General features: G+C 66.3%; 20 protein-coding genes and 1 tRNA gene. 7 read left to right on the forward strand and 14 right to left on the reverse strand.

The window, feature by feature from the left end:
- Nucleotides 1-38: 38 nt before the first annotated feature.
- The 3 genes from HMPREF1136_RS02715 to HMPREF1136_RS02725 all read right to left on the reverse strand — a co-directional run bounded on the left by HMPREF1136_RS02715 (nt 39) and on the right by HMPREF1136_RS02725 (nt 4,866).
- Nucleotides 39-1,328, reverse strand: coding sequence for a variant leucine-rich repeat-containing protein (locus tag HMPREF1136_RS02715; RefSeq protein ID WP_009647797.1), 1,290 nt, complete (start codon nt 1,326-1,328; stop codon nt 39-41).
- A 146-nt stretch (nt 1,329-1,474) separates the two neighbouring features.
- Nucleotides 1,475-1,551, reverse strand: a tRNA-Met gene (locus HMPREF1136_RS02720).
- 258 nt (nt 1,552-1,809) lie between these two features.
- Nucleotides 1,810-4,866, reverse strand: a complete 3,057-nt coding sequence (locus HMPREF1136_RS02725) for a UPF0182 family membrane protein (protein WP_009647798.1) — start codon at nt 4,864-4,866, stop codon at nt 1,810-1,812.
- Between the two features lie 175 nt (nt 4,867-5,041).
- Between HMPREF1136_RS02725 and HMPREF1136_RS02730 the strand changes: the two genes are divergently transcribed.
- A complete protein-coding gene (locus HMPREF1136_RS02730; protein ID WP_034504592.1) occupies nt 5,042-5,611 on the forward strand; it encodes a PPA1309 family protein in 570 nt (189 codons plus the stop codon).
- Between the two features lie 94 nt (nt 5,612-5,705).
- Here the strand turns inward: HMPREF1136_RS02730 and HMPREF1136_RS02735 are convergent, their stop codons facing one another.
- Nucleotides 5,706-6,887 (reverse strand): YlbL family protein, encoded by a 1,182-nt coding sequence (locus HMPREF1136_RS02735; RefSeq protein WP_009647809.1) that lies wholly within the window; start codon nt 6,885-6,887, stop codon nt 5,706-5,708.
- A 126-nt stretch (nt 6,888-7,013) separates the two neighbouring features.
- On the opposite strand from HMPREF1136_RS02735, the gene HMPREF1136_RS02740 reads away from it, so the two are divergent.
- Both HMPREF1136_RS02740 and HMPREF1136_RS02745 read left to right on the forward strand, forming a co-directional pair.
- Nucleotides 7,014-8,486 (forward strand): zinc-dependent metalloprotease, encoded by a 1,473-nt coding sequence (locus HMPREF1136_RS02740; RefSeq protein ID WP_034504595.1) that lies wholly within the window; start codon nt 7,014-7,016, stop codon nt 8,484-8,486.
- A 95-nt stretch (nt 8,487-8,581) separates the two neighbouring features.
- The gene (locus HMPREF1136_RS02745) at nt 8,582-9,460 is read left to right on the forward strand and encodes a hypothetical protein (RefSeq protein WP_009647802.1); all 879 of its coding nucleotides are present in this window, start codon (nt 8,582-8,584) and stop codon (nt 9,458-9,460) included.
- Nucleotide 9,461: 1 nt separating this feature from the next.
- On the opposite strand, the gene HMPREF1136_RS02750 is transcribed toward HMPREF1136_RS02745, so the two are convergent.
- Both HMPREF1136_RS02750 and nudC read right to left on the reverse strand, forming a co-directional pair.
- Nucleotides 9,462-11,495 (reverse strand): ATP-dependent DNA helicase UvrD2, encoded by a 2,034-nt coding sequence (locus tag HMPREF1136_RS02750; RefSeq protein ID WP_009647801.1) that lies wholly within the window; start codon nt 11,493-11,495, stop codon nt 9,462-9,464.
- Between the two features lie 26 nt (nt 11,496-11,521).
- Nucleotides 11,522-12,457, reverse strand: a complete 936-nt coding sequence (nudC, locus tag HMPREF1136_RS02755; RefSeq protein WP_009647799.1) for an NAD(+) diphosphatase — start codon at nt 12,455-12,457, stop codon at nt 11,522-11,524.
- Between the two features lie 36 nt (nt 12,458-12,493).
- Between nudC and rph the strand changes: the two genes are divergently transcribed.
- Nucleotides 12,494-13,261, forward strand: coding sequence for a ribonuclease PH (gene rph, locus HMPREF1136_RS02760; protein ID WP_009647806.1), 768 nt, complete (start codon nt 12,494-12,496; stop codon nt 13,259-13,261).
- Nucleotides 13,258-13,872, forward strand: a complete 615-nt coding sequence (gene rdgB, locus HMPREF1136_RS02765; RefSeq protein ID WP_009647805.1) for an RdgB/HAM1 family non-canonical purine NTP pyrophosphatase — start codon at nt 13,258-13,260, stop codon at nt 13,870-13,872. The genes rph and rdgB overlap by 4 nt, the downstream gene beginning before the upstream one ends.
- Before the next feature lie 68 nt (nt 13,873-13,940).
- Here rdgB and HMPREF1136_RS11360 read toward each other — a convergent pair whose 3' ends face one another.
- On the reverse strand, nt 13,941-14,063 hold the full coding sequence (locus HMPREF1136_RS11360; protein ID WP_009647796.1) for a hypothetical protein: 123 nt from the start codon (nt 14,061-14,063) through the stop codon (nt 13,941-13,943).
- Nucleotides 14,064-14,302: 239 nt separating this feature from the next.
- The gene (locus HMPREF1136_RS02770) at nt 14,303-14,635 is read right to left on the reverse strand and encodes a CBU_0592 family membrane protein (RefSeq protein ID WP_009647800.1); all 333 of its coding nucleotides are present in this window, start codon (nt 14,633-14,635) and stop codon (nt 14,303-14,305) included.
- Between the two features lie 86 nt (nt 14,636-14,721).
- Here HMPREF1136_RS02770 and HMPREF1136_RS02775 point away from each other — a divergent pair, with 86 nt between their 5' ends.
- Nucleotides 14,722-15,636, forward strand: a complete 915-nt coding sequence (locus tag HMPREF1136_RS02775; protein WP_009647807.1) for a LysR family transcriptional regulator — start codon at nt 14,722-14,724, stop codon at nt 15,634-15,636.
- 52 nt (nt 15,637-15,688) lie between these two features.
- On the opposite strand, the gene HMPREF1136_RS02780 is transcribed toward HMPREF1136_RS02775, so the two are convergent.
- Genes HMPREF1136_RS02780 through clpS form a run of 4 tightly spaced genes read right to left on the reverse strand, consistent with a single transcriptional unit; the run spans nt 15,689 to nt 18,198 of the window.
- The gene (locus tag HMPREF1136_RS02780; RefSeq protein ID WP_009647793.1) at nt 15,689-16,489 is read right to left on the reverse strand and encodes an MBL fold metallo-hydrolase; all 801 of its coding nucleotides are present in this window, start codon (nt 16,487-16,489) and stop codon (nt 15,689-15,691) included.
- Nucleotides 16,486-17,316, reverse strand: coding sequence for a glutamate racemase (murI, locus tag HMPREF1136_RS02785; RefSeq protein WP_009647792.1), 831 nt, complete (start codon nt 17,314-17,316; stop codon nt 16,486-16,488). Before murI ends, HMPREF1136_RS02780 begins: the two co-directional genes overlap by 4 nt.
- Before the next feature lie 17 nt (nt 17,317-17,333).
- A complete protein-coding gene (locus tag HMPREF1136_RS02790; protein ID WP_009647795.1) occupies nt 17,334-17,906 on the reverse strand; it encodes a DUF2017 family protein in 573 nt (190 codons plus the stop codon).
- Nucleotides 17,907-17,910: 4 nt separating this feature from the next.
- Nucleotides 17,911-18,198, reverse strand: a complete 288-nt coding sequence (gene clpS / locus HMPREF1136_RS02795; RefSeq protein ID WP_009647808.1) for an ATP-dependent Clp protease adapter ClpS — start codon at nt 18,196-18,198, stop codon at nt 17,911-17,913.
- A gap of 81 nt (nt 18,199-18,279) precedes the next feature.
- On the opposite strand from clpS, the gene HMPREF1136_RS02800 reads away from it, so the two are divergent.
- The gene (locus HMPREF1136_RS02800; protein ID WP_009647803.1) at nt 18,280-19,623 is read left to right on the forward strand and encodes a nicotinate phosphoribosyltransferase; all 1,344 of its coding nucleotides are present in this window, start codon (nt 18,280-18,282) and stop codon (nt 19,621-19,623) included.
- A gap of 105 nt (nt 19,624-19,728) precedes the next feature.
- On the opposite strand, the gene HMPREF1136_RS02805 is transcribed toward HMPREF1136_RS02800, so the two are convergent.
- Together HMPREF1136_RS02805 and HMPREF1136_RS02810 are read right to left on the reverse strand one after the other, a co-directional pair.
- Nucleotides 19,729-21,471 carry a DEAD/DEAH box helicase gene (locus tag HMPREF1136_RS02805; RefSeq protein ID WP_009647804.1) on the reverse strand — a complete coding sequence of 581 codons (1,743 nt, stop codon included), beginning with the start codon at nt 21,469-21,471 and terminating at the stop codon, nt 19,729-19,731.
- Entirely contained in the window at nt 21,468-21,800 is a 333-nt protein-coding gene (locus HMPREF1136_RS02810; protein WP_009647810.1) for a DUF3039 domain-containing protein, read from the reverse strand. Before HMPREF1136_RS02810 ends, HMPREF1136_RS02805 begins: the two co-directional genes overlap by 4 nt.
- Nucleotides 21,801-21,883 lie beyond the last annotated feature (83 nt).

Consider the following 21,883-nt stretch of genomic DNA (forward strand, 5'->3'; position numbering starts at 1 on the left):
TGCCGCGGACCCCGCCCCGTATGGCTTCACTCAGAGCGTCACGCCTGAGGGCTGTAGGGGTTCTGAGGCTGTTCGCCCGTCTGCCCCTGCTGGTTCTGAGCCGACTGCTCCGGCTGAGCCTGCTGCGGCTGCGCGCCGTACTGGCCCTGCGACGCGGGGTAGGCCTGCTGGCCCGGGTACTGCTGCTGGCCCTGGAAGCCGGGCTGCGCGGGGTAGGCCTGCTGGCCCGGCTGGCCGAACTGGTTCAGCATGGCGGGTGCCGTGTTCAAAGGAGCGACCTTGCCTTCCTTCAGCTCGAGGAGCAGGATCACGCCAGCCGCACCCAGAGCAATCGAGAACAGCGGGAACAGGTAGAAGCCGATCGAGAAGTCAATCAGATCGTTATCGTTGGCGAGGACGTAGAACGTCTCGATAAGCGAGATGATTCCCAGAGCGAGCGAACCCGCGCCCACAGAAATGAATGCCCACTTCTGGTTGGTCAGCCAGTAGGCGACGCCGACGCCGACGTTCGCGAGGAGCAGGAGCAGGAAGACGACCGGGAACCAACCGCCGCCGCCGAGAAGCGACGTCGATTCAGTCACAAAGAACGAGATCTCGACATAGGGAAGGAGCATCGAGATAAACACAAGCAGCGACGCAGCAGCAACGCCGATCAGCGCGTAGGTCGCGCGAATCGAGCGACCGCTCACCTTGCCAGCCTCAGCAACGACAGCGTTCTGGAACTGATTGAACGCGCTATTCGCGGCGGCACCGAACTGCGAAGCGGCGGCACCAAGCTGCTGGCCAGCGGACGGCCCCTGCTGACCGGGCTGTCCCTGGGGAGCGCCGAACTGCGGCTGTCCCTGGGGAGCGCCATACGGCTGCTGCCCGTATGGCTGCTGGGCCTGAGGAGCGCCCTGGGGTGCACCATACTGCGGCTGCCCATAGGGCTGCTGAGCCTGAGGAGCGCCCTGGGGTGCACCATACTGCGGCTGCCCATAGGGCTGCTGAGCCTGAGGCGCATCCGACTGCGCGGCGGAAGTATTCGTGTCAGCAGCGGGTTCAGCGGCTGCCTGCTCATGCGTGCCCTCGGCGGTCGCGTTCTCATGTCCCTCAGCCGAGGCCTCGGCGGCGGGTGCCTTAGCCGCGGGCTGCGCGGCGGGCGGCTGAGCGGGAACGACACCCTGGCTGGCGAGCCACTGCTGAAGGGCAGGGTACAGCGACGGGTGAGTCGCAACGTAGGGGCGCAGGTCTTCACGCGCGGCCGTGATGGCCGCGAGGTCCTGAGCGCTCAGCGCCGGGTTACTCATGTCAGCAGCAGTGAGCTGCGACGGATCGATGGTGCTCATCTGTATTCCTCTCGCACCCGAAAGTGCAGTTCCTGATGGCGAACAGTCAATTCTATCGCGTGTGCCACTCGCCTAGTCAAGACGTTCGCTGGACGATACGTGCTGAAACATAAAGAACCCGGTCCCTGTCGGGACCGGGTTCTTGGTGGTAGCGGGGACAGGATTTGAACCTGCGACCTCCGGGTTATGAGCCCGGCGAGCTACCGAACTGCTCCACCCCGCGTCGGTGGTTAAAACTTTACCACCTGAATTAATCGAGGTCAAGCAAAGCAGCCGTGAGCTAGGTCTCCAGATGCGGCGGCACTGGACGTCGCCTGAGGCGCACTCATTGATCATCCTTCCGTGTGTGATTCTGTCACGCCCGATTGCTCGAGCGACGCTGCAGGCTCGGGAACTCGTCCCTCCATCCTAGCGACGGCAAGCGCCCGGCCCGCAGCCCCTGAGGGTGCGAAGCCGGGCGCGCCGGTGAGGAGACATGGGCCTATGAGCCGCTCTGCGCCTCCGCGGAGGGAGACGGCGACGGCGTTGCGGCACCATCTGTGGGCGACGGAGTCGGACTCGGCGTCGCCGCGGCACCTGACGAAGTGGTGCCGAGCGCCGTCTGCGCGGCCTCAGCGCGCGTGAGCGCATCGTGCAGGCGAGTCTGTGCCTCACCGTAGGCGGTCCAGTCCGACTTGCTCATCGCGGCGTCAGCATCACGCATCGCCTGCGCAGCATCGGTGACGGCCTGGCTCAGTTGCACCGCAGGATCACCCGAAGCGGGCGCACTGGACTGTCCCCCACCGCCGCCCGTCGGCGTGGAGGGCGCGGGCGTCGTGGAAGTCCCATCGTCGGCGACCAGCTGGCGCAGCGATTCCTCAAGGGTGGGCGCGAAGCCGACCTTGTCGCCGAACGCTGTCAGCACCGAGCGAAGCACGGGGTAGGACGCCGATCCGGTGCCCTGGACGTAGACGGGCTGGACGTAGAGCAGGCCGCCGCCCACCGGCAGGGTCAGCAGGTTACCGCGGATGACCGTGGAGTCAGCCTGGTTAAGCAGGTTCAGCTGGGTGGCAATCTTCTCGTCGGAGTCGTACTTGTTCTGCACCTGGCCGGGGCCGGGCACGGTCGTCGACGAGGGCAGCGCGAGCAGGCGCAGCTTGCCGTAGCCCTCGCGCACCTGACCCGGCGTGTTGCCCGTCTCGGAGTCGACCGCGAGGAAGCCAGCCATGGCCTCGCGACGGCCCTCACCGCCGCCACCGGGCACGAACACGGAGGTCAGCGAGAACTCGGCGCTCTCCTGTCCGGGCATCTGCATGGTCAGGTAGTACGGGGGCTGCAGCGAAGTCGGCGCGGACACGGGGTTGCCGTTAGCGTCCACGCGCTGCGAGGATGAGGAAGCGGAGGCATCCCCGTACGTCGAGGTTTCCTCGGCCAGACGCCAACGGTCACCGCCCGAATAGAAGCCGGACGCGTCGGTCACATGGTAGGTGGCCAGCAGGTTGCGCTGGACCTTGAACATGTCCTCGGGGTAGCGCAGGTGGCTCATAAGATCGCCGGAGATAGCGGACATAGGTTCGACGCTGCCGGGGTAGATCTTCTCCCAGGTACGCAGGATCGGATCCGTCTCGTCCCAGCGGAACAGACGCACGGAACCGTCGTAGGCATCGACGACGGCCTTGACGGAGTTACGCATGTAGTTGATCTTGTTGTTCTGCACGTACTGGCCCATTTGCGTGGACTGGGAGTCCACGGTCGCGTCCGAGAGGGACTCGTGCTGGGCGTAGGGGTAGTTGTTCGTGGTCGTATAAGCGTCGACCACCCACACGAGGCGTTTGTCGGTCGAGGGGTCCCCGTCCATATCGACGACCGCCGGGTAGGCGGACTGCTCGAGCGTCAGGTAGGGAGCAACCTTGGCCACGCGCAGCAGCGGGTCGCGGTCGTAGAGGATCTGCGAGGCCTCGTTCGTCTGGGAGGAGAAGAACAGGTCGGTGGAGCCGAACTTGATCGCGTACAGGAGCTTGTTCCAGGTATTGCCCACGGAGGGGCCGCCGTTGCCGGTGAAGGTCGTGGAGACCTGGCCGCCGACGGCGGTGTCATCCGGGTAGTCGAGTTCCTGGGGAGCCGCGCCTTCGGGCGCACCGACGATCGAGTAGTTGGGAGAACCCGGGCTGAAGTAGACGCGCTCCTCGTATTGTCCCATCTCGCCGACGGAGGGCACGGACTGCTCCCAGTAGGAGGGCAGTCCGTCGCTGGTCAGCTGGTTGCCGTAGGCGGCGACCGCGCCGAAGCCGTGCGTGTAGACGGTGTGCTGGTTGACCCACGTCTGCTGCTCGGCGGACAAGCCGTTCAGGTTGAGTTCGCGCACCGAGATGACGGTGTCGCGGCGCTCGCCGCCCACGTTGTAGCGGTCGACCTTCATGCCGGAGTTGAAGCCGTAGTACAGGCGGGATTGCTGGAGCTGCTGGACGGTCTTCGTGATGACCTTGGGGTCGAGCAGGCGCACCTGAGAGGTCAGGGTGTCGTTGTCGAATTGGCCGGCCGAGGCCGTGGTGGCCGCGTCGTAGTTCGTCTGGTAGTCGACGTCGTCGAGGCCGTAGGCAGCCAGGGTCGCGTCAATGTTGCGCTGGATGTAGGGGGATTCGAGGGTGCGCTGGTTGGGGCGCACGCGGAACTGCTCGATGAGGGCGGGATAGGCACCGCCTAGGATGAGCGCGGCTACAACGGTGACGGCCACGCCGGTGACGGGCAGGCGCCACGTGCCGCGGAAGGCTGCAACGACGAAGAGGACGGCGACCAGGAAGGAGATAACCGCCAGGATGGAGTGGGCGGGCATCTTGGCGTTGATGTCGGAGTACATGGCACCGTGGATGGAGCCGGAGTCCTGGGTGAGCAGCTCGTAACGGCCCAGCCAGTAGTTGATCCCAATGAAAATGGACAGGGTGGCTGCCATGAGGCCAGTCTGCAGGCGCGCGTGCTTCGAGGCGTGGGGGCGCGGGGCCAGGCGGATCGTCCCGTACAGGTAGTTGACGACCAGGGCGGCGGCCAGACCAATGCCGGTGACGCTCATCAGGAAGGAGACGAGCACCTTGATCGCGGGCAGGACGAACACAAAGAAGGAAATGTCCAGGCCGAACTGGGGGTCAACCTGATGGAAGGAAGAGGCGTTGAGGAATTGCAGGAGCGTACGCCACTCGGTGGCCAGCCGTGCGCCATTCGTAAAGCCGAAGAAGAGGGCGACCCCCCAAAAGGCCGCGCGCCGCACGGGCTCGAGGGCCTCCTGGTAGGCACGCAGCGACGCCGAGGCCTGCCCGCGCGTAGAGGATGCGCGGTGGCGATAGGCGTAGGCCATGGAGAAGTACAGCAGGCCGGTCGCAACCAGCAGGCCGAGTACGAAGAGGCCGATGTGAGCCCCCCACTGGGTGAGGATGACGCGAGTCGCGCTCATCTGACGGAACCACAGGATCTCCGTCCAGACGATGGAGGCACCGTAGATAACGCCGATGATGGCGATGAGCGCACCAACCGTGATCGTGCCGGGGCCGGGCTTGCGCAGCTTCACCTCGACGTGTGGCGTTCGCGGCCCTCGTGGGTGGCGTGGCTCATCGGATCCGAAGACCGAAAATGGGAAGCTCACAGCAATCCTCTCTGTTAAACCGAAAGCTATGTCCCAGTCTACCGGCGAGCACGTTGTTCTTCGTTGCTGTTTTGTCCGCTCTCCGTGAGATTATGGGCTTATGACAGTTGAAATGATGCCGAGTGCGCGACAGATTGCGCTGGCCAACGTGGTTGTTGATATTGAGAAGGGTGCCGCCCGGGTCGGGTGGGATCATGCGCCGTCGATTTACGCGCTGGTTCCCACGGCGATGCTGCTCGCCGACCCGAATCTGCCCGCAGACATCGCGGAGCAGCTCCGCGGCGGGTGGGATGGCTCGGAGGATCACCTGAGCGCGATTATTCAGGAGGATCTGGACACCGACGACATCGAGCAGGTGCTCGCTCATCTGGCGTGGCCCGAGGCCGTCCCGGGTGCCGCGCTCACGGTTGAGCGCATCGTGGTTCCCCCGGAGGTCGAGGATGAGGCCCCCGAGGATCCCGAGGAGGCCCTCGAGTTCATTTCGAACCACCCCGCGCGTACGGACGTGCGCCTGGCCGTAGGCGTTATGCGCACGGGCGAGTCGTGGTGCGCACTGCGCACGCGCGCTTTCGACTCCGACGATAAGGTCGGGCAGGGTTCCGTCCTGGTTCCCGCACTGGTCGATGCTCTGCGCGCGTCCCTCGAGCCGGTGACAGACGAGCAGGCCTGACCACAGAGCGGCCCCGGCCTCGTTCCTTGGGTGACAGGGACGAGGTCGGGGCTCAGTTCTCCCCTCAGCGCACGTGGCGGGAGCGAAGGAAGCGTTACTGACAGGTCGGCAGGGTCGCCCCGTTACCTTCCGCGATTGTAGCGACGGCCGTGGCGGCCTCGGACAGGTTGGAGACCTTCACGACGTTCAGGCCATCCGGGACATGCCCGACGACCTCGGAGCAGTTCTCAGCAGGGGCCAGGAACCACTGGGCACCGTCGTCGTGCGCACCCCACAGTTTCTGTTGAATGCCGCCGATTGCGCCGACCTGGCCGTCGAAGGACATCGTGCCGGTGCCCGCGATCGCGTTGCCCCCGGTCATGTCGCCCGGAGTCAGGCGGTCAATGATGCCAAGGGAGAACATCATGCCGGCGCTCGGGCCGCCCACGCCTTCCAGGTTGAAGGAGATGTCAACGGGCAGGGAGGGGTCGACGGTCAGGTAGATGCCGAGCTTCGAACCCGGCTCGGTTGCGGAGACGGCGATCGAGTCGAAAGACAAGTCCTGGGTGACGCCATCGCGCTCGACCGTGACCGTCATGAGGCTCCCCGCGGGCACGGTTCGCATGAGTGTGAAGGGCGTGGAGGCGCGTGTAATGTCGTGGCGCGTGCCGTCGGGGGTCGTGATCGCCAACAGGATATCGCCTTCCTGGACGATGCCCTCCGCGTTGGAGCCTTCCGTCGTGCCCGCAATCGTCACAGTCGCCGGGACGTCCCAGCCGAGGTACTCGAGGGCCGCGACCTGGGAGGTCGTCTGCGAGTTACGCATCATGGTGGACTGCGCGTCGCTCACCTTGTCCTGGGTGGTTCCAGCGGGATAGACCGACTCGTAGTCGGTGATCTTAGAGTGGGGGTCGAAGTAAGCGCCCACCAGCTGAGCGAAGTTCAGACGGTTTCCGGGGCCACCCGCCTCGGAGACCGTGACCATGCGCAGCTGGCCCTGGCCGGGCTTCGCCTTGGCGGTGACCGACGCCGACTGGGCGTCGTCGAGCTGCACTTCCTCCCCCGTCGTGGGGTCAGTGCCCTCGATGGCGATCATCGGTTCACCATTGGCGGAACCCAACACGTTGAAGGTCGGCCCGGGGCTGGAGACCACGAAGGGGACGGGCACCCAGAAGAGTATCACCGCCATCGCAACCAGAGCGATGAAGGCCGTCGCCAGCCGCCAGCTCACTAGCGGGGCGTGTTCTTCCCGGTCACCCTCCTGGAGGGCGAGCGCGTCGTCGTGTGTCGAGGTCATCTCGGTTTCGTTCACCGTGCAATTGTGTCGCACCGGCGTTTGACGCGCACGCCCACCCCTTATGCTCTTAGCGTTTTCGCGGGGTTTTGTCAGCCCGGATCAACGCCCGCCCGCTAGTCTGTGGCCATGAATGAGAACGAGTCTGGCACCCCCTTTGAGGATTTCCTGCGCTCCATCCTGGGAGACGAGGCAGCCGCCGAGGCCGCCCGCGCTCTTGAGGCCCAGGGCTTCGATCCGACGAACCTGCCTCCCGAGTTTTCCGACCCCGCTCGCATGCAGGCGGCCCTGGGTCAGTTGCAGTTCCTCATGAACACGACGGCCGGGCCGGTGAACTGGCGCGTCGTGGAAGACAGCGCCAAGCAGGCCGCCTACATGAGCGGCGACCAGGCCCCTACGGCGACCGAGGCCGAAGCAGCGCGCCAGGCGATGACGATCGCTGACCTGTGGCTGGACGCCGTCACGGACTTTGCGTCCGGTCCCGTCACCCGCGACGTGTGGAGCAAGGTCGCGTGGGTTGAGCACACGATCCCCACGTGGAAGCGCATCTGCGAACCCATAGCACTCAACGTGTCGCGCGCCCTGTCCAGCGCGCTCTCCGAGCAGTTCGGCGAGGGCGGCGTCGATAGTGACGTGCCCTTGCCCGACGGGATGGCGGCGATGCTCGGCAAGACGCAGGAGATGATGCCCCGCCTGTCGGCGATGATGTTCTCCGCGCAGCTCGCGCGCGCCCTGGGCGCCCTGGCCGGCGAGTCGTTTGGCACCTACGACACGGGCATCCCCCTGTCGGACACCTCGCACGCTGCCCTGCTGCCCCACAACGTCGCGCAGTTCGCCGACGGCCTGGACGCGCCCTTCGATGAGGTGCGCCAGTTCCTGGCTGTGCGCGAGGCTGCCCACCGGCGTCTCTTTGCATCCGTGCCATGGCTGGAAGGTGATCTCGTGCGCGCGGTCGAGCGCTACGCGTCGCAGATCGCGATCGACACGGAGGCTATTTCTGAGGCGGCCCGCTCGGTGGATCCCTCGGACCCCGCGTCCGTTGAGTCGGCGCTCAGCGGCGGCGTGTTTGCGTTGTCGATGACGCCCGATCAGCGCCGTGCTCTCACGCGCTTGGAAACCATGTTGGCTCTCATCGAGGGCTGGGTCGAGGTCGTCACTGCCCGCGCAACACTGCCTTACCTGCCTCACGCGGACGCGCTGCGCGAGATGATGCGTCGGCGCCGCGCGTCGGGCGGTCCCGCGGAGGAAATTCTCGGAACCCTGATGGGCCTGCAGATGCGCCCGCGCCAGGCACGCGGAGCCGCGCAGATCTTCTCGCTCGTCGAAGCTGACGGTGGGCGTGACGCCCGTGAGGCCCTGTGGTCTCACCCGGACATGGTGCCCTCCGACACTGAGTTGGCAACGCCCGACACGTTCCTGACGCTGCGCCGAGCCGCAGCAGAGGAGGACGCGGATATCGATGCCGCCCTCACCTCGCTGCTTGACGGCACGCTCGGCTGGGCCGAAGGACTGGAACCCGGGGACGAGGCTGGCTCGAGCGATCAGGAGCACCAGTCCGAAGACACCTCACCGGACGATTCAGACAAGCGCGAAGCGGAATGATCTGACAAGTTTTCCACAGATTTTTTAAAACGCTGCGCCAGTGGTGCCCACAGGTTCATGATGATCTCAACAGGCATGAAACAAAGGAGATCGTCATGAACCTGGCACCCAATACGGCGGTCCTGTGGCGCGGCCCCGGAGTCGCCCAAGTCGGCGGGGACCGAACCCACCACGTCCTCATGGAGAACCTGCACGCAAGCGACCAGATCTGGCTGAGCAACCAGGCTCGCTCTCCCCGATCCCCCGAACCCGCCCAGGCCTCGCCGGAACTCATCGCCAGGCTCAGCCGCGCTCATCTCATCGACGATGAGGACCGTCGCGTGCTCCTGCGCGTGGGGGTCCTCGGTGCGACACCCGGAACCGTCCTCGCACTGCGTTCCCTCGTGGATACGCTGCGCCTCTCCCTGGCGGTCGATGCCGAACAGCAGGTGGACGAGGACTGGGACAGGGTCTTCGGCGGGTCTTTTACCGGCACGCCCCGCGCCCGCGCGCTGCGACGCGATCTAGCGCCCCTGATTCCCCTGCCCCACCTGCACCTCCAAGGCGACGTCGATGTGGCGCTCGTGTCCGCCGACCGCGTCGTCGACCCCGGCATCCCCTTCGACCTGACAGTCCGCGACGTCCCGCACCTCATAGTGACGCGCGGTGAGCACTCCTATGAGATCGGCCCCTTCGTCATCCCGGGCGTCACCCCCTGCTTCCAGTGTTGTGAACACGCGCGGGCCGAGGCCGACCCCTATCGGCTCTCACATCTGCGTGAACTCATGCATTGGCCCCTCGGCCCCCTATCCATGCTCGCCCACTACGCCGCCGCCCTGCGCATAGCGCGCCTGGTACGCGACTTCGCCTCAGGCGACCTCACCGCGCAGCTGTGCGCCGAGGTCGCCACCGTCGACGAGGACGGGACCATCACCGTCGAGCGCACCGTGCCCGCACCCGAATGCGTGTGCGGAATCTGCGGGCTGGCCTGCTAGATCAGGCTCCCTCCTCGACGGTGACCTCTTCGCCGCGCACGAGAGCGAGGACGGGGGCCGCGAAGCGCTGCACTTTGACGTCTCCGATACCGCGGATAACGCGCAGCTGCGTCGTGTTCTTCGGCATCGCAACGGCGATGTCGCGCAGCGTCTGATCGGTAAAGACCGTGTACGGCGGCACGCTCGCCAGGCGGGCCACTTCGAGGCGCCACGCCTTGAGGCGCCCGAATAGCTCGATGGCCTGGGGCGAGGCCTCCTCCTCGAAAGCCTGGTTGAGCGCACGGGTGGAGGGACGCGCCTTCTTCTTCGGCGCGCCGACGCCCTGCGCGAACGATCCGGAGCGCCGTTCTTTAGGCCAAATACCATCCAGGAGGCGACTGCGCTTGCGCTTGCCCCGCCCATCCGCGCCCCGCGAGCGCGCCCACGACAGGGTGAGAAGGTCGCGTGCTCGGGTGACGGCCACGTACAGCAGGCGTCGTTCCTCCTCGCGGGCTTCGGGGGTTTTCGCGTACGAGATGGGCAGCAGGCCCTCTGAGAGGCCAACCAGGAAGACGGCGTCCCACTCGAGGCCCTTGGCGGCGTGGATTGTGGCCAGCTCGACGCCTTCCTTGTCGGGTTCGACCTGGTAGGCGATCCTCTCGTCGAGTTCGGCGACGAAGGCGGCCAGCGTGGGTGCCTGTGAGTCGTCGGCCCACCCGACGATAGCGTTCATGTTCGACCAGCGCTCAGAACCCGCTTGTGCCGAGGGGGCCTCGGGAGACCAGCCGACGCCGGAGAGAACCTCGCGTACGACCTCTCCCACGGTTCCCTCTTCCGAGGCTGTGGCCGCGGCACGCAGGCGCGAGATCGCGGTGCGCACGTCGTCGCGGGCAAAGAAGGGTTTTCCTCCGGCGACGGCCACGGGAATGCCACGCGCGCCCAGGGCTTCCTCGAAGGCTTGGGATTGGCCGTTGGTGCGCATGAGGACTGCGATGTTGTGGGGCTGGGTGCCGCCGGCGATGAGATCGGCGATCTGTGCGGCGACTCCCTCGGCCTCGGCGTGGTCGTCCTCGTAGGTGCAGTATCCGACGTGCGCTCCCCCGTCGCGCTGGCTGGACAGGCGCACTGTACCGTCGCGCTGGGTGGCGCGGGCAAGGACGTCGTTGGCCAGGGTCACGATCTGCGGAGTGGAGCGGTAGTCGCGCGTCAGTTCGACGATGCGAGCACCGGGGTGTTTGCGTCCGAACCCCGTCAGATAGTCCGGGGACGCGCCCGTGAAGGAGTAAATCGTCTGCGCGACGTCGCCGACGACGCACACGTCGTGGCGACCACCCAGCCACAGGTCGAGGAGGCGCGCCTGGAGGAGGTTGACGTCCTGAAACTCATCGACCACGAAGGATCGGTATTGCTTGCGCACGATGGAGGCGACGTCGGCGCGTTCCTGCAGCATGCCACACAGGTAGATGAGGATGTCCTCAAAGTCGATGACTCCTCGTTCGTTTTTCGCATCCTCATACACGTCGAGGAGGCGTGCCATGTCGAGCGCGTCCAGCCCGGCGGGTACGTCTCGTCCCAGGCGTTCCACGCGCGAGGCGTAGTGCGCGGCGTCGATCATCGAGACTTTCGCCCATTCGACCTCGGCGGCGATGTCGCGCACGTTCGTGCGGTCAAACGCAATGCCGAGGCGGGCTGCTGCGGCGGCGACAAGGGATGCTTTGTGCGGCACGACGTCGGGCAGGGGTCCACCCACGACGGTGGGCCAGAAATGGCGCAGCTGGCGCAGCGCCGCGGAGTGGAAGGTGCGTGCCTGCGCCTTGGGAACCCCCAGCTGGGACAGGCGGTGTCGCATCTCGAAGGCGGCGCGCTGCGTGAAGGTCACGGCCAGCACGTTGGAGGGGTCAAAAGCCCCGACGGCAGCCCCGTAGGCGATGCGGTACGTGATCGCCCGCGTCTTACCTGTGCCCGCGCCGGCCAGCACGGCGAGCGGGCCGGCCACCTGCGTGGCGACGGCGCGCTGATCGGGGTCCAGGGCGTCGAGCAGTTCCTCGGGGTTCATGCTCCCCATTCTTCCATTGCCCGCCCTCAGTTGCGTCCCACGCCGTCCGGTCCGCTCGGCAGGTCGGTGCCATACCAGTCGGCGAGGAGCGCGTAGGCGATGGACGCGCGTCCGGGCGCGCTGATCTCCCCGGATTCGAGCGTGCGCGTCAGCTCCTCGCGGCTGTAGAAGCGTGCCCACTCGATCTCGACGCCGTCCGCCTGCGGGGTGGGGCGCGGCTGACGCGTGCGGGCACGGTACCCCATCATCTGCGAGCGCCCGAAGGGCCAGGGCTGGGTCGCGACGTAGGTGGGCGTCTCAATCTCGATGCCAACCTCCTCGGCTACCTCACGCGCGACCGTCACGTCCGGGGATTCCCCAGCCTCGACGTAGCCGGCGATGATCGAGACGAAACCCGGCTTCCACAGTGCGTTGTGCGCCAGCAGCACGCGCCCGTCGTGGTCCTGGACGAGGACGATGATCGCCGGGTCCTGGCGGGGGTACTCGACACGGTCACAGGCCGCGCAGCGGGCCGCCCAGCCGCCCGACTCCAGGGACACGGGCGAGCCGCATCGCCCGCAAAAATGGTAGGTGGCATGCCATCCGGCCAGCGCGACCGCAGTCAGGGCCACGGCGGCTTCGTCGCCGTCGAGCCTCCACCCGACCGCACGCAGGTGCTCCCAGGCGCCATCCGCCTCATCCCGGCTCGTCTCGAGCGCAACAATCGGGCGGTCGCCCGCCACCCCAATGAACGAGGCCGTGGATCCCTCGAGCGCACGCGTGGCCTCGTCCCCACTCAGGCGTCGCAAAGTCGGCGTATCCGAGGACGATGCCACGGCCTCGTCAAGGAGGACGAAACCGGAGGAGTCAACAACGATGACATCGGCCTCACCGGCGCGCACGAGGGCGGCCGGAGCCACGGAATCGCGCAGCGCGACAGCCGGATCGACGTGACCGCGGACGAGAGGTAGATCAAGACTCATAACTCCACGGTAACGCGGTGAGCTACCCTAGGCACTATGACAAACACTCCCCTGCGCGCCGATGGGCGCACCCCGTCCCAGCTCCGTCCCGTCTCCATTACCCGCGGTTGGTCGGGTACCGGCGAGGGTTCCGTTCTCATTGAGTTCGGCAACACCCGCGTCCTGTGTGTCGCCTCTTTCACTGAGGGCGTGCCGCGTTGGAAGCGTGACTCCGGCGAGGGCTGGGTGACCGGCGAGTACTCGATGCTCCCGCGCGCCACCGAACAGCGTTCCTCTCGCGAGTCCGTCAAGGGCAAGGTAGGAGGTCGTACCCAGGAGATTTCACGCCTCATTGGCCGCTCCCTGCGTGGCATCGTCGACGTGTCTGCGCTCGGTGAGAACACCATCGTCCTAGACTGTGACGTCCTGCGCGCCGACGGCGGCACCCGCACCGCGGCGATCACGGGTGCCTACGTGGCCCTGGCCGACGCGGTGACCTGGGCAAAAGAGCAGGGCATCCTCAAGCCCTCCACGACCGTCCTCACTGACTCGATCTCCGCGATCTCCGTGGGCGTCATCGACGGCACCCCCATGCTGGACCTGCCCTACGTCGAGGACGTGCGCGCGCAGACTGATATGAACGTCGTCCAGACAGGCGATGGCCGCTTCATCGAGGTACAGGGCACCGCCGAGCACGCGCCCTTCAACCGCGACGAGCTGAACGAACTCCTCGACCTGGCGACGCTGGGTAACGCCCGGCTCGCCGCGGCCCAGAAGCTGGCGCTCGAGGCTCCCCTTATGGAACGCATCGAGGTGCGCCCGTGAGCGCGCGCTTGGTCTTCGCGACCTCCAACGCGCACAAGGTCAGCGAACTCGAGGCCATCTTGGCCCCCGCGTGGGAAGGCTTCGAGGCCGGCTGTGTGGCGCGCATGAGCGACTTCGACGTGGCTTCCCCGGTCGAGGACGGAGTGACCTTCGAGGAGAATTCGCTGATCAAGGCCCGCGCGTTGGCACGTGCCACCGGCCTGGCAGCCATCGCCGACGACTCCGGTATCACGGTGGACGTGCTGGGCGGGGCACCCGGCATCTTCTCCGCGCGTTGGTCCGGCTCCCACGGGGATGACGAGGCGAACCTGCGCCTGCTCCTTGATCAGCTCTCCGACGTGCCCGACCGCCACCGCGGTGCCGCCTTCGTGTCGGCGGCTGTCCTGGTAACGCCGGATGGGCGCGAGTTCGTCGAGCGCGGCGAGGTGCGCGGCACGCTGACGCGCTCCCCCCGCGGCGAGGGCGGATTCGGCTACGACCCAATCTTCGTCCCCGAGGGCTTCGAGGTCACAACCGCACAGATGAGCGCCGAGCAGAAGAATGCGATCAGCCACCGCGGCATCGCCTTCCGCGCGCTCATGCCCCACATCGTGGAGTACCTGCGCGGCTAACCCCCAACATGATTGTGCCGGGCACCCAAGGGGTGTCCGGCACTTGTGTACGCCCGGCGGGCGCTCCATCAGCGGGCGACGAGGTTCCCGAAGAAGGGGCGGTCCATCGAGTACTGCAGCGGGTTGCGCTGTTGGCGCATTCTGCTGTGATGGGCGAGGCGTTGAAGGAGTGATGTGACGAAACGAGACATTGTGTGCTCCTCTTTGAGTACCGTGCGATGGATCTGTCACCGCATCGTGCTCCTATGATCCCCCTTTTTCTCGTCTCTTTCCATCGATTCTCTCTAATTTTTCAGTGAAGCGTTTCTTACAGACTTTTCCTTGGGATACGTTGACACAGTATTGACTGTTCACCCATCCAGTTCTTAATTAATCCGGAAGGAACATACGCGTGTGGGGGCGACCCCAGCCCGCCCCCACACGCTCCGCATCAGCGTGCGCGCGCCAGGTGCTGACGCCGGGGAAGGAATCGCCGCACGTCGAAGAAACGCACGACCTGAAGAAGACGGCGCGCAAGGCGGTCGCGCACACGCCAAATCATGGTGAATCCGACGCCGATGAAGATGGCGTTGGTCAGGAAGGACGGCCACGCACCCGTGGATGCGCAGGCCAGGGCCAGGAGGATACAGCTGGACGCATTCAACGTGTGGTAGCGCAGAGAGTCGGGAGCGAAGCGCTTGGTGGAGACGAGGTAATAGGCGGCGATGGAGGCGGCGGCACCAACCCATCCGAAGATCACGATTGCCAGGTGCGAGATGGTCATGGCACTCATTGTCCACCTTCCAGTAGTCAAGCACAATTGAATGGTTCTATAGTTATCTTGCAGTTTCACTTAACGATGGAGTGCTCATGGACATTGATCCTCGCCGCCTGCCGTTCCTCCTGTCGGTCGCACGCGAAGGCGGCATCGTGGCTGCCGCGGACATCCTCATGGTCTCCCCCTCGGCGGTCTCTCAGCAGATCCAAAAGCTTGAGGAAGAAGTGGGCCTCAAGCTCGTCGAGCGCACGACGTCCGGGGCAATCCTGACCCCCGCCGGCACCATCGTCGCCGAGGCCGGCGAACGCATCAACGCCGACATCGCCGAAGCTCTCAAGGCCCTGAGGCCACTAACCGGCCAGGTGACAGGCACGGTCACACTGGGGGCATTCCTGACGATCTGCCGCTCCACCCTGATCCCGGCGCTGCCAGACTTGGAGGAGGCTCTGCCCGGCATCGACCTGCGTATCGAGGAAACGGAGGAGACACCCGGCATGGCAGCCCTGCGCACGGGCCGCTTCGACATCCTCGTCATCGAACGCGACGAGGACCCCGGTTTGCCCCCACGCGGATACACGGACATTCCATTCATTGACGAACCGTGGGTGTTGGTCACCCCTGATTCCGCTCCCCCGATCCGTTCCATTGAGGACCTCGCAGACCTGACGTGGCTGCGCGTCAGCCCGGGTTCCAGCGGAGACCACGTCATGCGCCGCATCACCAAGGCGTTCCCGGACACCAGCTGGGCACCCCACCTGTACACTACCTACGAGGCCGCCCGCTCCCTCGTGCGTGCCCGCGCGGGTTCGACGATCCTACCGGCAATGGCGCTCGCCGGTGCCCACAGGACTGGTATGCGGATCACCCCCCTGCCGTCGCTGGGTACCCGCAAGATCCTGCTCCGGCACAAGAACCACGGGTGGAGCGAGGGCGGTGGCCCCGCGCGCGTCGTCTCCTTCCTCACTGAATGGCAGCGCCACAACTCCTACGCCACCCAGGCGGACTGAGCGCAACAACCTGACCCCGGCCTCGTACGAACGAGGCCGGGGCGACGGTGAATTAGAAGGAAACGACCATCCGCGCTTCTGCGAAGTCGAGGGGACCCGACCACGTCTGACGAATCTCCGAGGCCACCCGGGATTTCGGGGTCCACGGCTGGATGTGGGTGGCGATCATGCGGCCCACGCCCGCGCGCGTGGCAAGAGTGCCCGCGCGGATTCCATCCATATGCATGTTGGGTTCGGTCTCATCCGAGGTGAAGCCCACCTCGCTGAGGAGCACATCGGCCCCGCGCGCGCCCTCAATAATCGTGTCGCACAGGTCAGTGTCACCCGTATAGAACAGGACGACGCGGCGCGCAGGATCCTCCTCCGACGGGCCCTCGATGCGAAGACCGAAAGACTCCACGGGGTGCAGGGCACGGAACGGCTGGATCGTCATCGGACCAACATCGTAGGTGTCGCCCAGGCGAAGCTGCGTGAACGCAAACTCCCCCTCGTAGGACTCACCCTCAGGTGCGCCCTCGATCTGACGCACACGGTGGAGCGTCTCGCCCGGCCCGAACAGGGACATGGGCCGAATCGCGCACGAACCCGGCCCCCACTTGCGGTACACCTGCAGCGAGATGATGTCGCCCATGTGATCGGCATGGCAGTGAGACAGCGCCAGGGCATCCAGCTCGCACGGGCACACGTGAACCCACAGCGCGCCAAAGGAGCCGGGCCCCATGTCGCACACGAGCGAAAAGGTACGCTCCACCCCCGAGAAGGGATCAACGCCGCGCGCCTGCACCAGGTAGGAAGACGCGGGAGACTGCGGGCCCGACATGGAACCTGTCGCGCCAATAACGGTCAGCTTCACGCGATTCCCCCACCGGTGTTGACTTGGGACACCGTGCCCACCTCGGGTCCCAGGAAGCGACGAGCCAGGAGCGGGAACGTGTCCGACGCGCCCGTCGCCAGGAACTGATGCTGCGGACCCTTGCCAGCGGGCCACGGGTCGTGCAGGAGGCCGCGATCCACTAGTTCGTTGTAGGTGACGTTCGCGGTCGCCTCCGAGGAGGTCACCAGCGTGACGCCTTCGCCCATGACGCGGCCAATAACGCCCGTCAGCAGCGGGTAGTGCGTGCATCCCAGGATCAGGGTGTCCACGCCCGCGTCCTTCAGCGGTGTCAGGTACTCGCGGGCAACGGATTCGATCTCCTCACCCGTGGTCACCCCGGCCTCGACGAACTCGACGAAAGCAGGGCACGCCTGCTGGCTCACGGTCAGACCGGGAACGGCGGCAAGCGCACGCAGGTACGCCTCGGATTGGATGGTCGCCTTCGTACCGATCACGCCGACGTGATGGTTGCGCGTGGCGATAACGCTCTGGCGCGCCGCAGGCGTGATGACCTCAATGACGGGGATGCCGGCGTCGATCCAATAGCGCTCGCGCGCGTCCGCAAGCGCGGCGGCCGTCGCCGTGTTGCAGGCAATGACCAGGGCCTTGACTCCGCGCGAGGCCAGCTCGTCGAGGGCGGACAGGGTCAGCGAGCGCACCTGCGCGATTGCACGCGGACCGTAGGGCGTGTGCTCGGTGTCGCCCAGGTAGATGATCTCTTCGTCGGGCAGCTTATCGATGACCGCACGGGCTACCGTCAGCCCACCCAGGCCCGAGTCGAAGATTCCGATCGGGGCGTTATTCATGTACTCGACCTTATTCCTTACTGAGATTTATTCACGGCGTCCAGCAGTGAGTCCTGCCACCACGTGACGAGCATGTAGATCGCGGCGACCGTCTGCGCGCGCTCCCCGGTCGGCTCACTCATCGCCAGTTCTTCGATGCGCTGCGCGTCGGATTGATCGGATAGCTCCAGCTCACCGGCCAAGCCCAACCGAATATCGTTGAGCGCTGCGAGCCACTTCCACACCCCGTTCCGGGGGATCACGAGTGTGTCTCCACCCCCGTACGTGATGTGTTCAAGATCGCTCACCATCGCGCGTAGCCGCACGGACTTTTCGGTGCGCAACAGGTCCTCGGTGAGGGCGCGCATCCGCGCAGCGTCCTCGTCGTCGTCACTCATGGAGGGCAGCAGCATGCGCAGGCTGCGCTCGCGTGGAGCTTCCCTGCGCTGTTCGGTTTCGGTGGCGGCGTTGATCATTGACGAGGTCGTGGCGAAGTCGCCGGGATCGTCGAGGACCACGAGGACCTCGCTGGCGAGTTGGCGCAGGAGGAGGGCTTCGCCGCGGCTCATCGATGAGGAGAAGCCGCCGTCGCGATAGGCGAAGGCTTCCATGGGGTCAGTCCCTGTCCTCTTCGATGGTGGCGTGCAGACCGTAGGAGTGCATGGCCATAACGTCGGCCTCGACGCGCTCGCGCACGCCCGTGGACACGGTCGCCCGCCCGCGCGTGTGGACCGCCATCATGAGTTCTTCAGCGCGGGAGGTGGAGTAGCCGAAGTACTCGCGAAACACGGCAGTGACGTAACTCATGAGATTGACCGGGTCGTCCCATACGACGGTACGCCAACGGGGCACGGAGGTGGAGGCCTCGTGCGTGCGCGGTACCGGTTGGACGATCATGCTCATATGTCAACCCTAGGTCCAAATGAGCGACCATGGAAGAGAATTCGCGTGCCGGTGACACGCTTCTCAGGGTAGGCTCACAGTATGCCTGCATCGACATCTACTTCATTGCTGACTGATATGTACGAGCTCACGATGCTCGACGCCGCCCTCAAGGATGGCACCGCGCATCGTCGCTGCACGTTTGAGCTGTTCGGGCGCCGCCTGCCCGCCACGCGTCGCTTTGGCGTCGTGGCCGGTACCGGTCGCATTCTCGAGGCCCTCGAGCGCTTCGAGTTCGACGCCGAGCAGATCGACTGGCTACGCGACCAGGGGATCATCTCCGAGGAGGCCGCCCAGTTCCTGACGACGTGGCGTTTCTCGGGCGACATCTGGGGCTACGCCGAGGGCGAGTGCTATTTCCCCGGTTCACCCCTGCTCACCGTTGAGGGCACCTTCGCGGACTGCACGCTCCTGGAGACGCTGCTCCTGTCGATTCTCAACCACGACTGCGCGGTGGCCTCGGCGGCCTCGCGTATGACGATCGCGGCCCACGGTCGCCCCTGCATGGACATGGGTGCGCGCCGCGCCCACGAGCGCGCCGCAGTCTCCGCCGCCCGTGCCGCCATCATCGGTGGCTTCCAGGGGACCTCCGACCTCGAGGCGGCCAAGCGCTACGGGATCCGTTGCATCGGCACGGCCGCCCACGCGTTCACGCTCCTGCACGACACTGAGCGCGATGCCTTCGATTCCCAGGTCGCCAAGCTGGGCGCTGGCACGACGCTGCTCGTGGACACCTACGACATCAGGCAGGGCGTCATTAACGCGGTTGAGGCCGCGCGCGCTGCGGGCGGCGAGCTGGGCGCGGTGCGCCTGGACTCGGGCGACCTGGTTGCGCAGGCGTTCAAGGTGCGCGGACAGCTTGACGCGATGGGTGCCACCTCGACCAAGATCACGGTGACCTCCGACCTGGACGAGTACGCGATCGCCGCCCTCGGCGCGGCACCCGTGGATTCCTACGGCGTGGGCACCAAGCTGGTGACGGGTTCGGGTGTGCCGACGGCCGCCCTGGTCTACAAGGTCGTTCAGCGTGAGGATTCCAACGGCGAGACTGTGCTTGTCGCCAAGAAGGCCGAGTCGAAGTCCACGGTCGGCGGTCGCAAGGTCGCCGGTCGTGTCCTGGGCGAGGACGGCTACGCGACTGAGGAGCTCCTGCTCGTCGGCACCTCCTTCGAGGAGGGCCAGGCTCTCCTGGCCGAGCGTGGTGCCCGTCCGCTGCAGGTCCAGCTGGTTCGCGGCGGCCAGATCGATGCCGACGCCTGGGGTTCCGAGGCCCTGTCGCGCGCCCAGGAGCGCCACCTGCGCGCCCGCAACGAGCTTCCCTACCAGGCCTGGCGCCTGTCCGAGGGCGAGGCTGCTATCCCCACGCGCTACGAAAAGGTCGACTGACCCCCGCTCGACGTATGACGAAGCCCTGGCCTCGTCCTTCTCAATGGGAGGGACGAGGCCAGGGCTCGGTCGTTGAATCAGTGCACCCGGGTGCGCGATGGGGCGTCAGTGGCGGCCGACGAACCACTCGCGCAGCAGGGCGATACGCGCTTCGATCTGCTCGGTTGTGGCCTGGGCGACCTCGGGGCCGCCGCAGCGCGAGCGCAGGCGCGAATGGATGGTCGCATGGGTTTCGCCCGAGCGGCGAGACCAGGTGGAAACCAGGTGCTGGAGTTCCTTGCGCTTGGCGGCGCGCAGCTTGTGGGCGGGAATACCCGCATTCTCCTCGCGCATTTTCTGAGCGGCGCGGGTCTTCTTTTGGGCGGCGACCTGACCCGCCTGGCGGGCGCGCAGCAAGGTCGTCACCTGATCGGCATCCAGGAGGCCGGGAATGCCGAGGTATTCCTGCTCTTCCTCGGAGCCGACCTCGGCACCCGTACCCCACGCGGCACCGTCGAAAAGGACGCCATCGAACTCAGCGTCGGCACCCAGGACCTCGAATTGGGAGAGCAGGTCGGACGACGCCTTTTCCTCGCGGTTCGCGGCCGCAACCATGGCATCCTCGGGGTTCCACATGTCGTCTTCGCTGGCTTCCTCGCGCCTGGGACGGTCCAGCGCGTGGTCGCGCTCGATCTCCATGCCGCCAGCGAGGGTCAGCAGCGGCACGACGGAGGGGATGAAGACGGTCGCGGTTTCGCCGCGGCGACGCGCACGCACGTAGCGGCCGATCGCCTGGGCGAAGAAGAGGGGGGTGGAGGCGTTCGTCGCGTAGACGCCGACAGCCAAGCGGGGGACGTCGACGCCCTCGGACACCATGCGCACGGCGACCATCCACTTGTCGGGGGAGTCCGCAAACTCGGAGATACGATCAGAGGCATCCGCGTCGTCGGACAGAACGACCGTCGGCGCCTTGCCGGTGATGAGGCGCAGGTGGCGAGCGTAGGCACGCGCATGGTCCTGATTCGAGGCGATGACGAGACCACCCGCATCGGGCACCGTGCGGCGCACCTCCTCCAAGCGTAGGTCAGCGGCGCGCAGGACGGCGGGGATCCACTCGCCTGTGGGGTCGAGCGCGGTGCGCCAGGCCTGCTTCATCATGTCCTTGGTGAGGGACTCGCCCAGGCGGGCGCTGACCTCGTCGCCCGCGTTGGTGCGCCAGGCCATCTGTCCCGAGTAGGACATGAACAGGACGGGGCGCACGACGCCGTCCTTGAGGGCGTCACCGTAGCCGTAGGTGTAGTCGGCACGCGAGCGTCGGATGCCTTCCTCATCCTCCTCGTAGGTGACGAAGGGAATCGGCGACGTGTCGGAACGGAAGGGCGTACCCGTCAGAGCCAGGCGACGCGTCGCGTCCGTGAAGGCCTCGCGCACGCCATTGCCCCACGACAGGGAGTCGCCGGCGTGGTGGATCTCGTCGAGGATGACGAGGGTGCGATAGGCGCGGGTACGCGCCGCGTGGACCGCCGGATTAGAGCCGATCTGCGCGTAGGTGACGGCCACGCCGTCGAAGTGGGAACCGGCCACGCCCTGCGAGTTCGTGAAGTCGGGGTCGATGTGGATGCCGAAGCGTGCGGCGCTCGAGGCCCACTGGCCTTTGAGGTGCTCGGTGGGGCACACGACGGTCAGTTTATCGACGACGCCGCGAGCGATCAGCTCGGTCGCAAGCGTGAGGGCGAAGGTCGTCTTACCCGCGCCCGGGGTCGCGACCGCCAGGAAGTCGCGCGGGGAGGACGCCATGTAGCGGTCCAAGGCAGCAGCCTGCCAGGCGCGCAGCCTGCCAACGGGTGCGCGCCGGGTCGTCTCGCTCACTTGTCGGAACCCTTTCCGCCGTCGGAGAAGGGCCAATTGCGCCCGTTCTTCCCCATCGAGTCACGCAGCTCCTTGCAGGTGGGGCACACCGGGTACTGCGACGCGTCGCGGGTAGGGATCCACACTTTGCCGCACAGGGCGACGACAGGCTGGCCCGTCACCATCGAAGAGTTTGCCTTGTCCTTGCGCACGAAGTGAGCGAAGCGGTCGCCGTCACCGTCGGTGCGCTCCTTGCGGGTCTCAGTACGCTCCAGCAGGCCGGTCGAGGATGCGGTGGAAGGGCCGGATGGCGCGGAGGGGCCGGTGGGTTCGTCAAGGGCGTTACGCATGGGGTCCATTGTACGACCCGGATGGGCGTGAAGGTGGGAGGCCGCGTGCGCCGGGAGCGAAGCGTCAGGGGCGACAGGGCCCC

Source organism: Actinomyces sp. ICM47, assembly GCF_000278725.1.
Lineage (GTDB): Bacteria > Actinomycetota > Actinomycetes > Actinomycetales > Actinomycetaceae > Pauljensenia.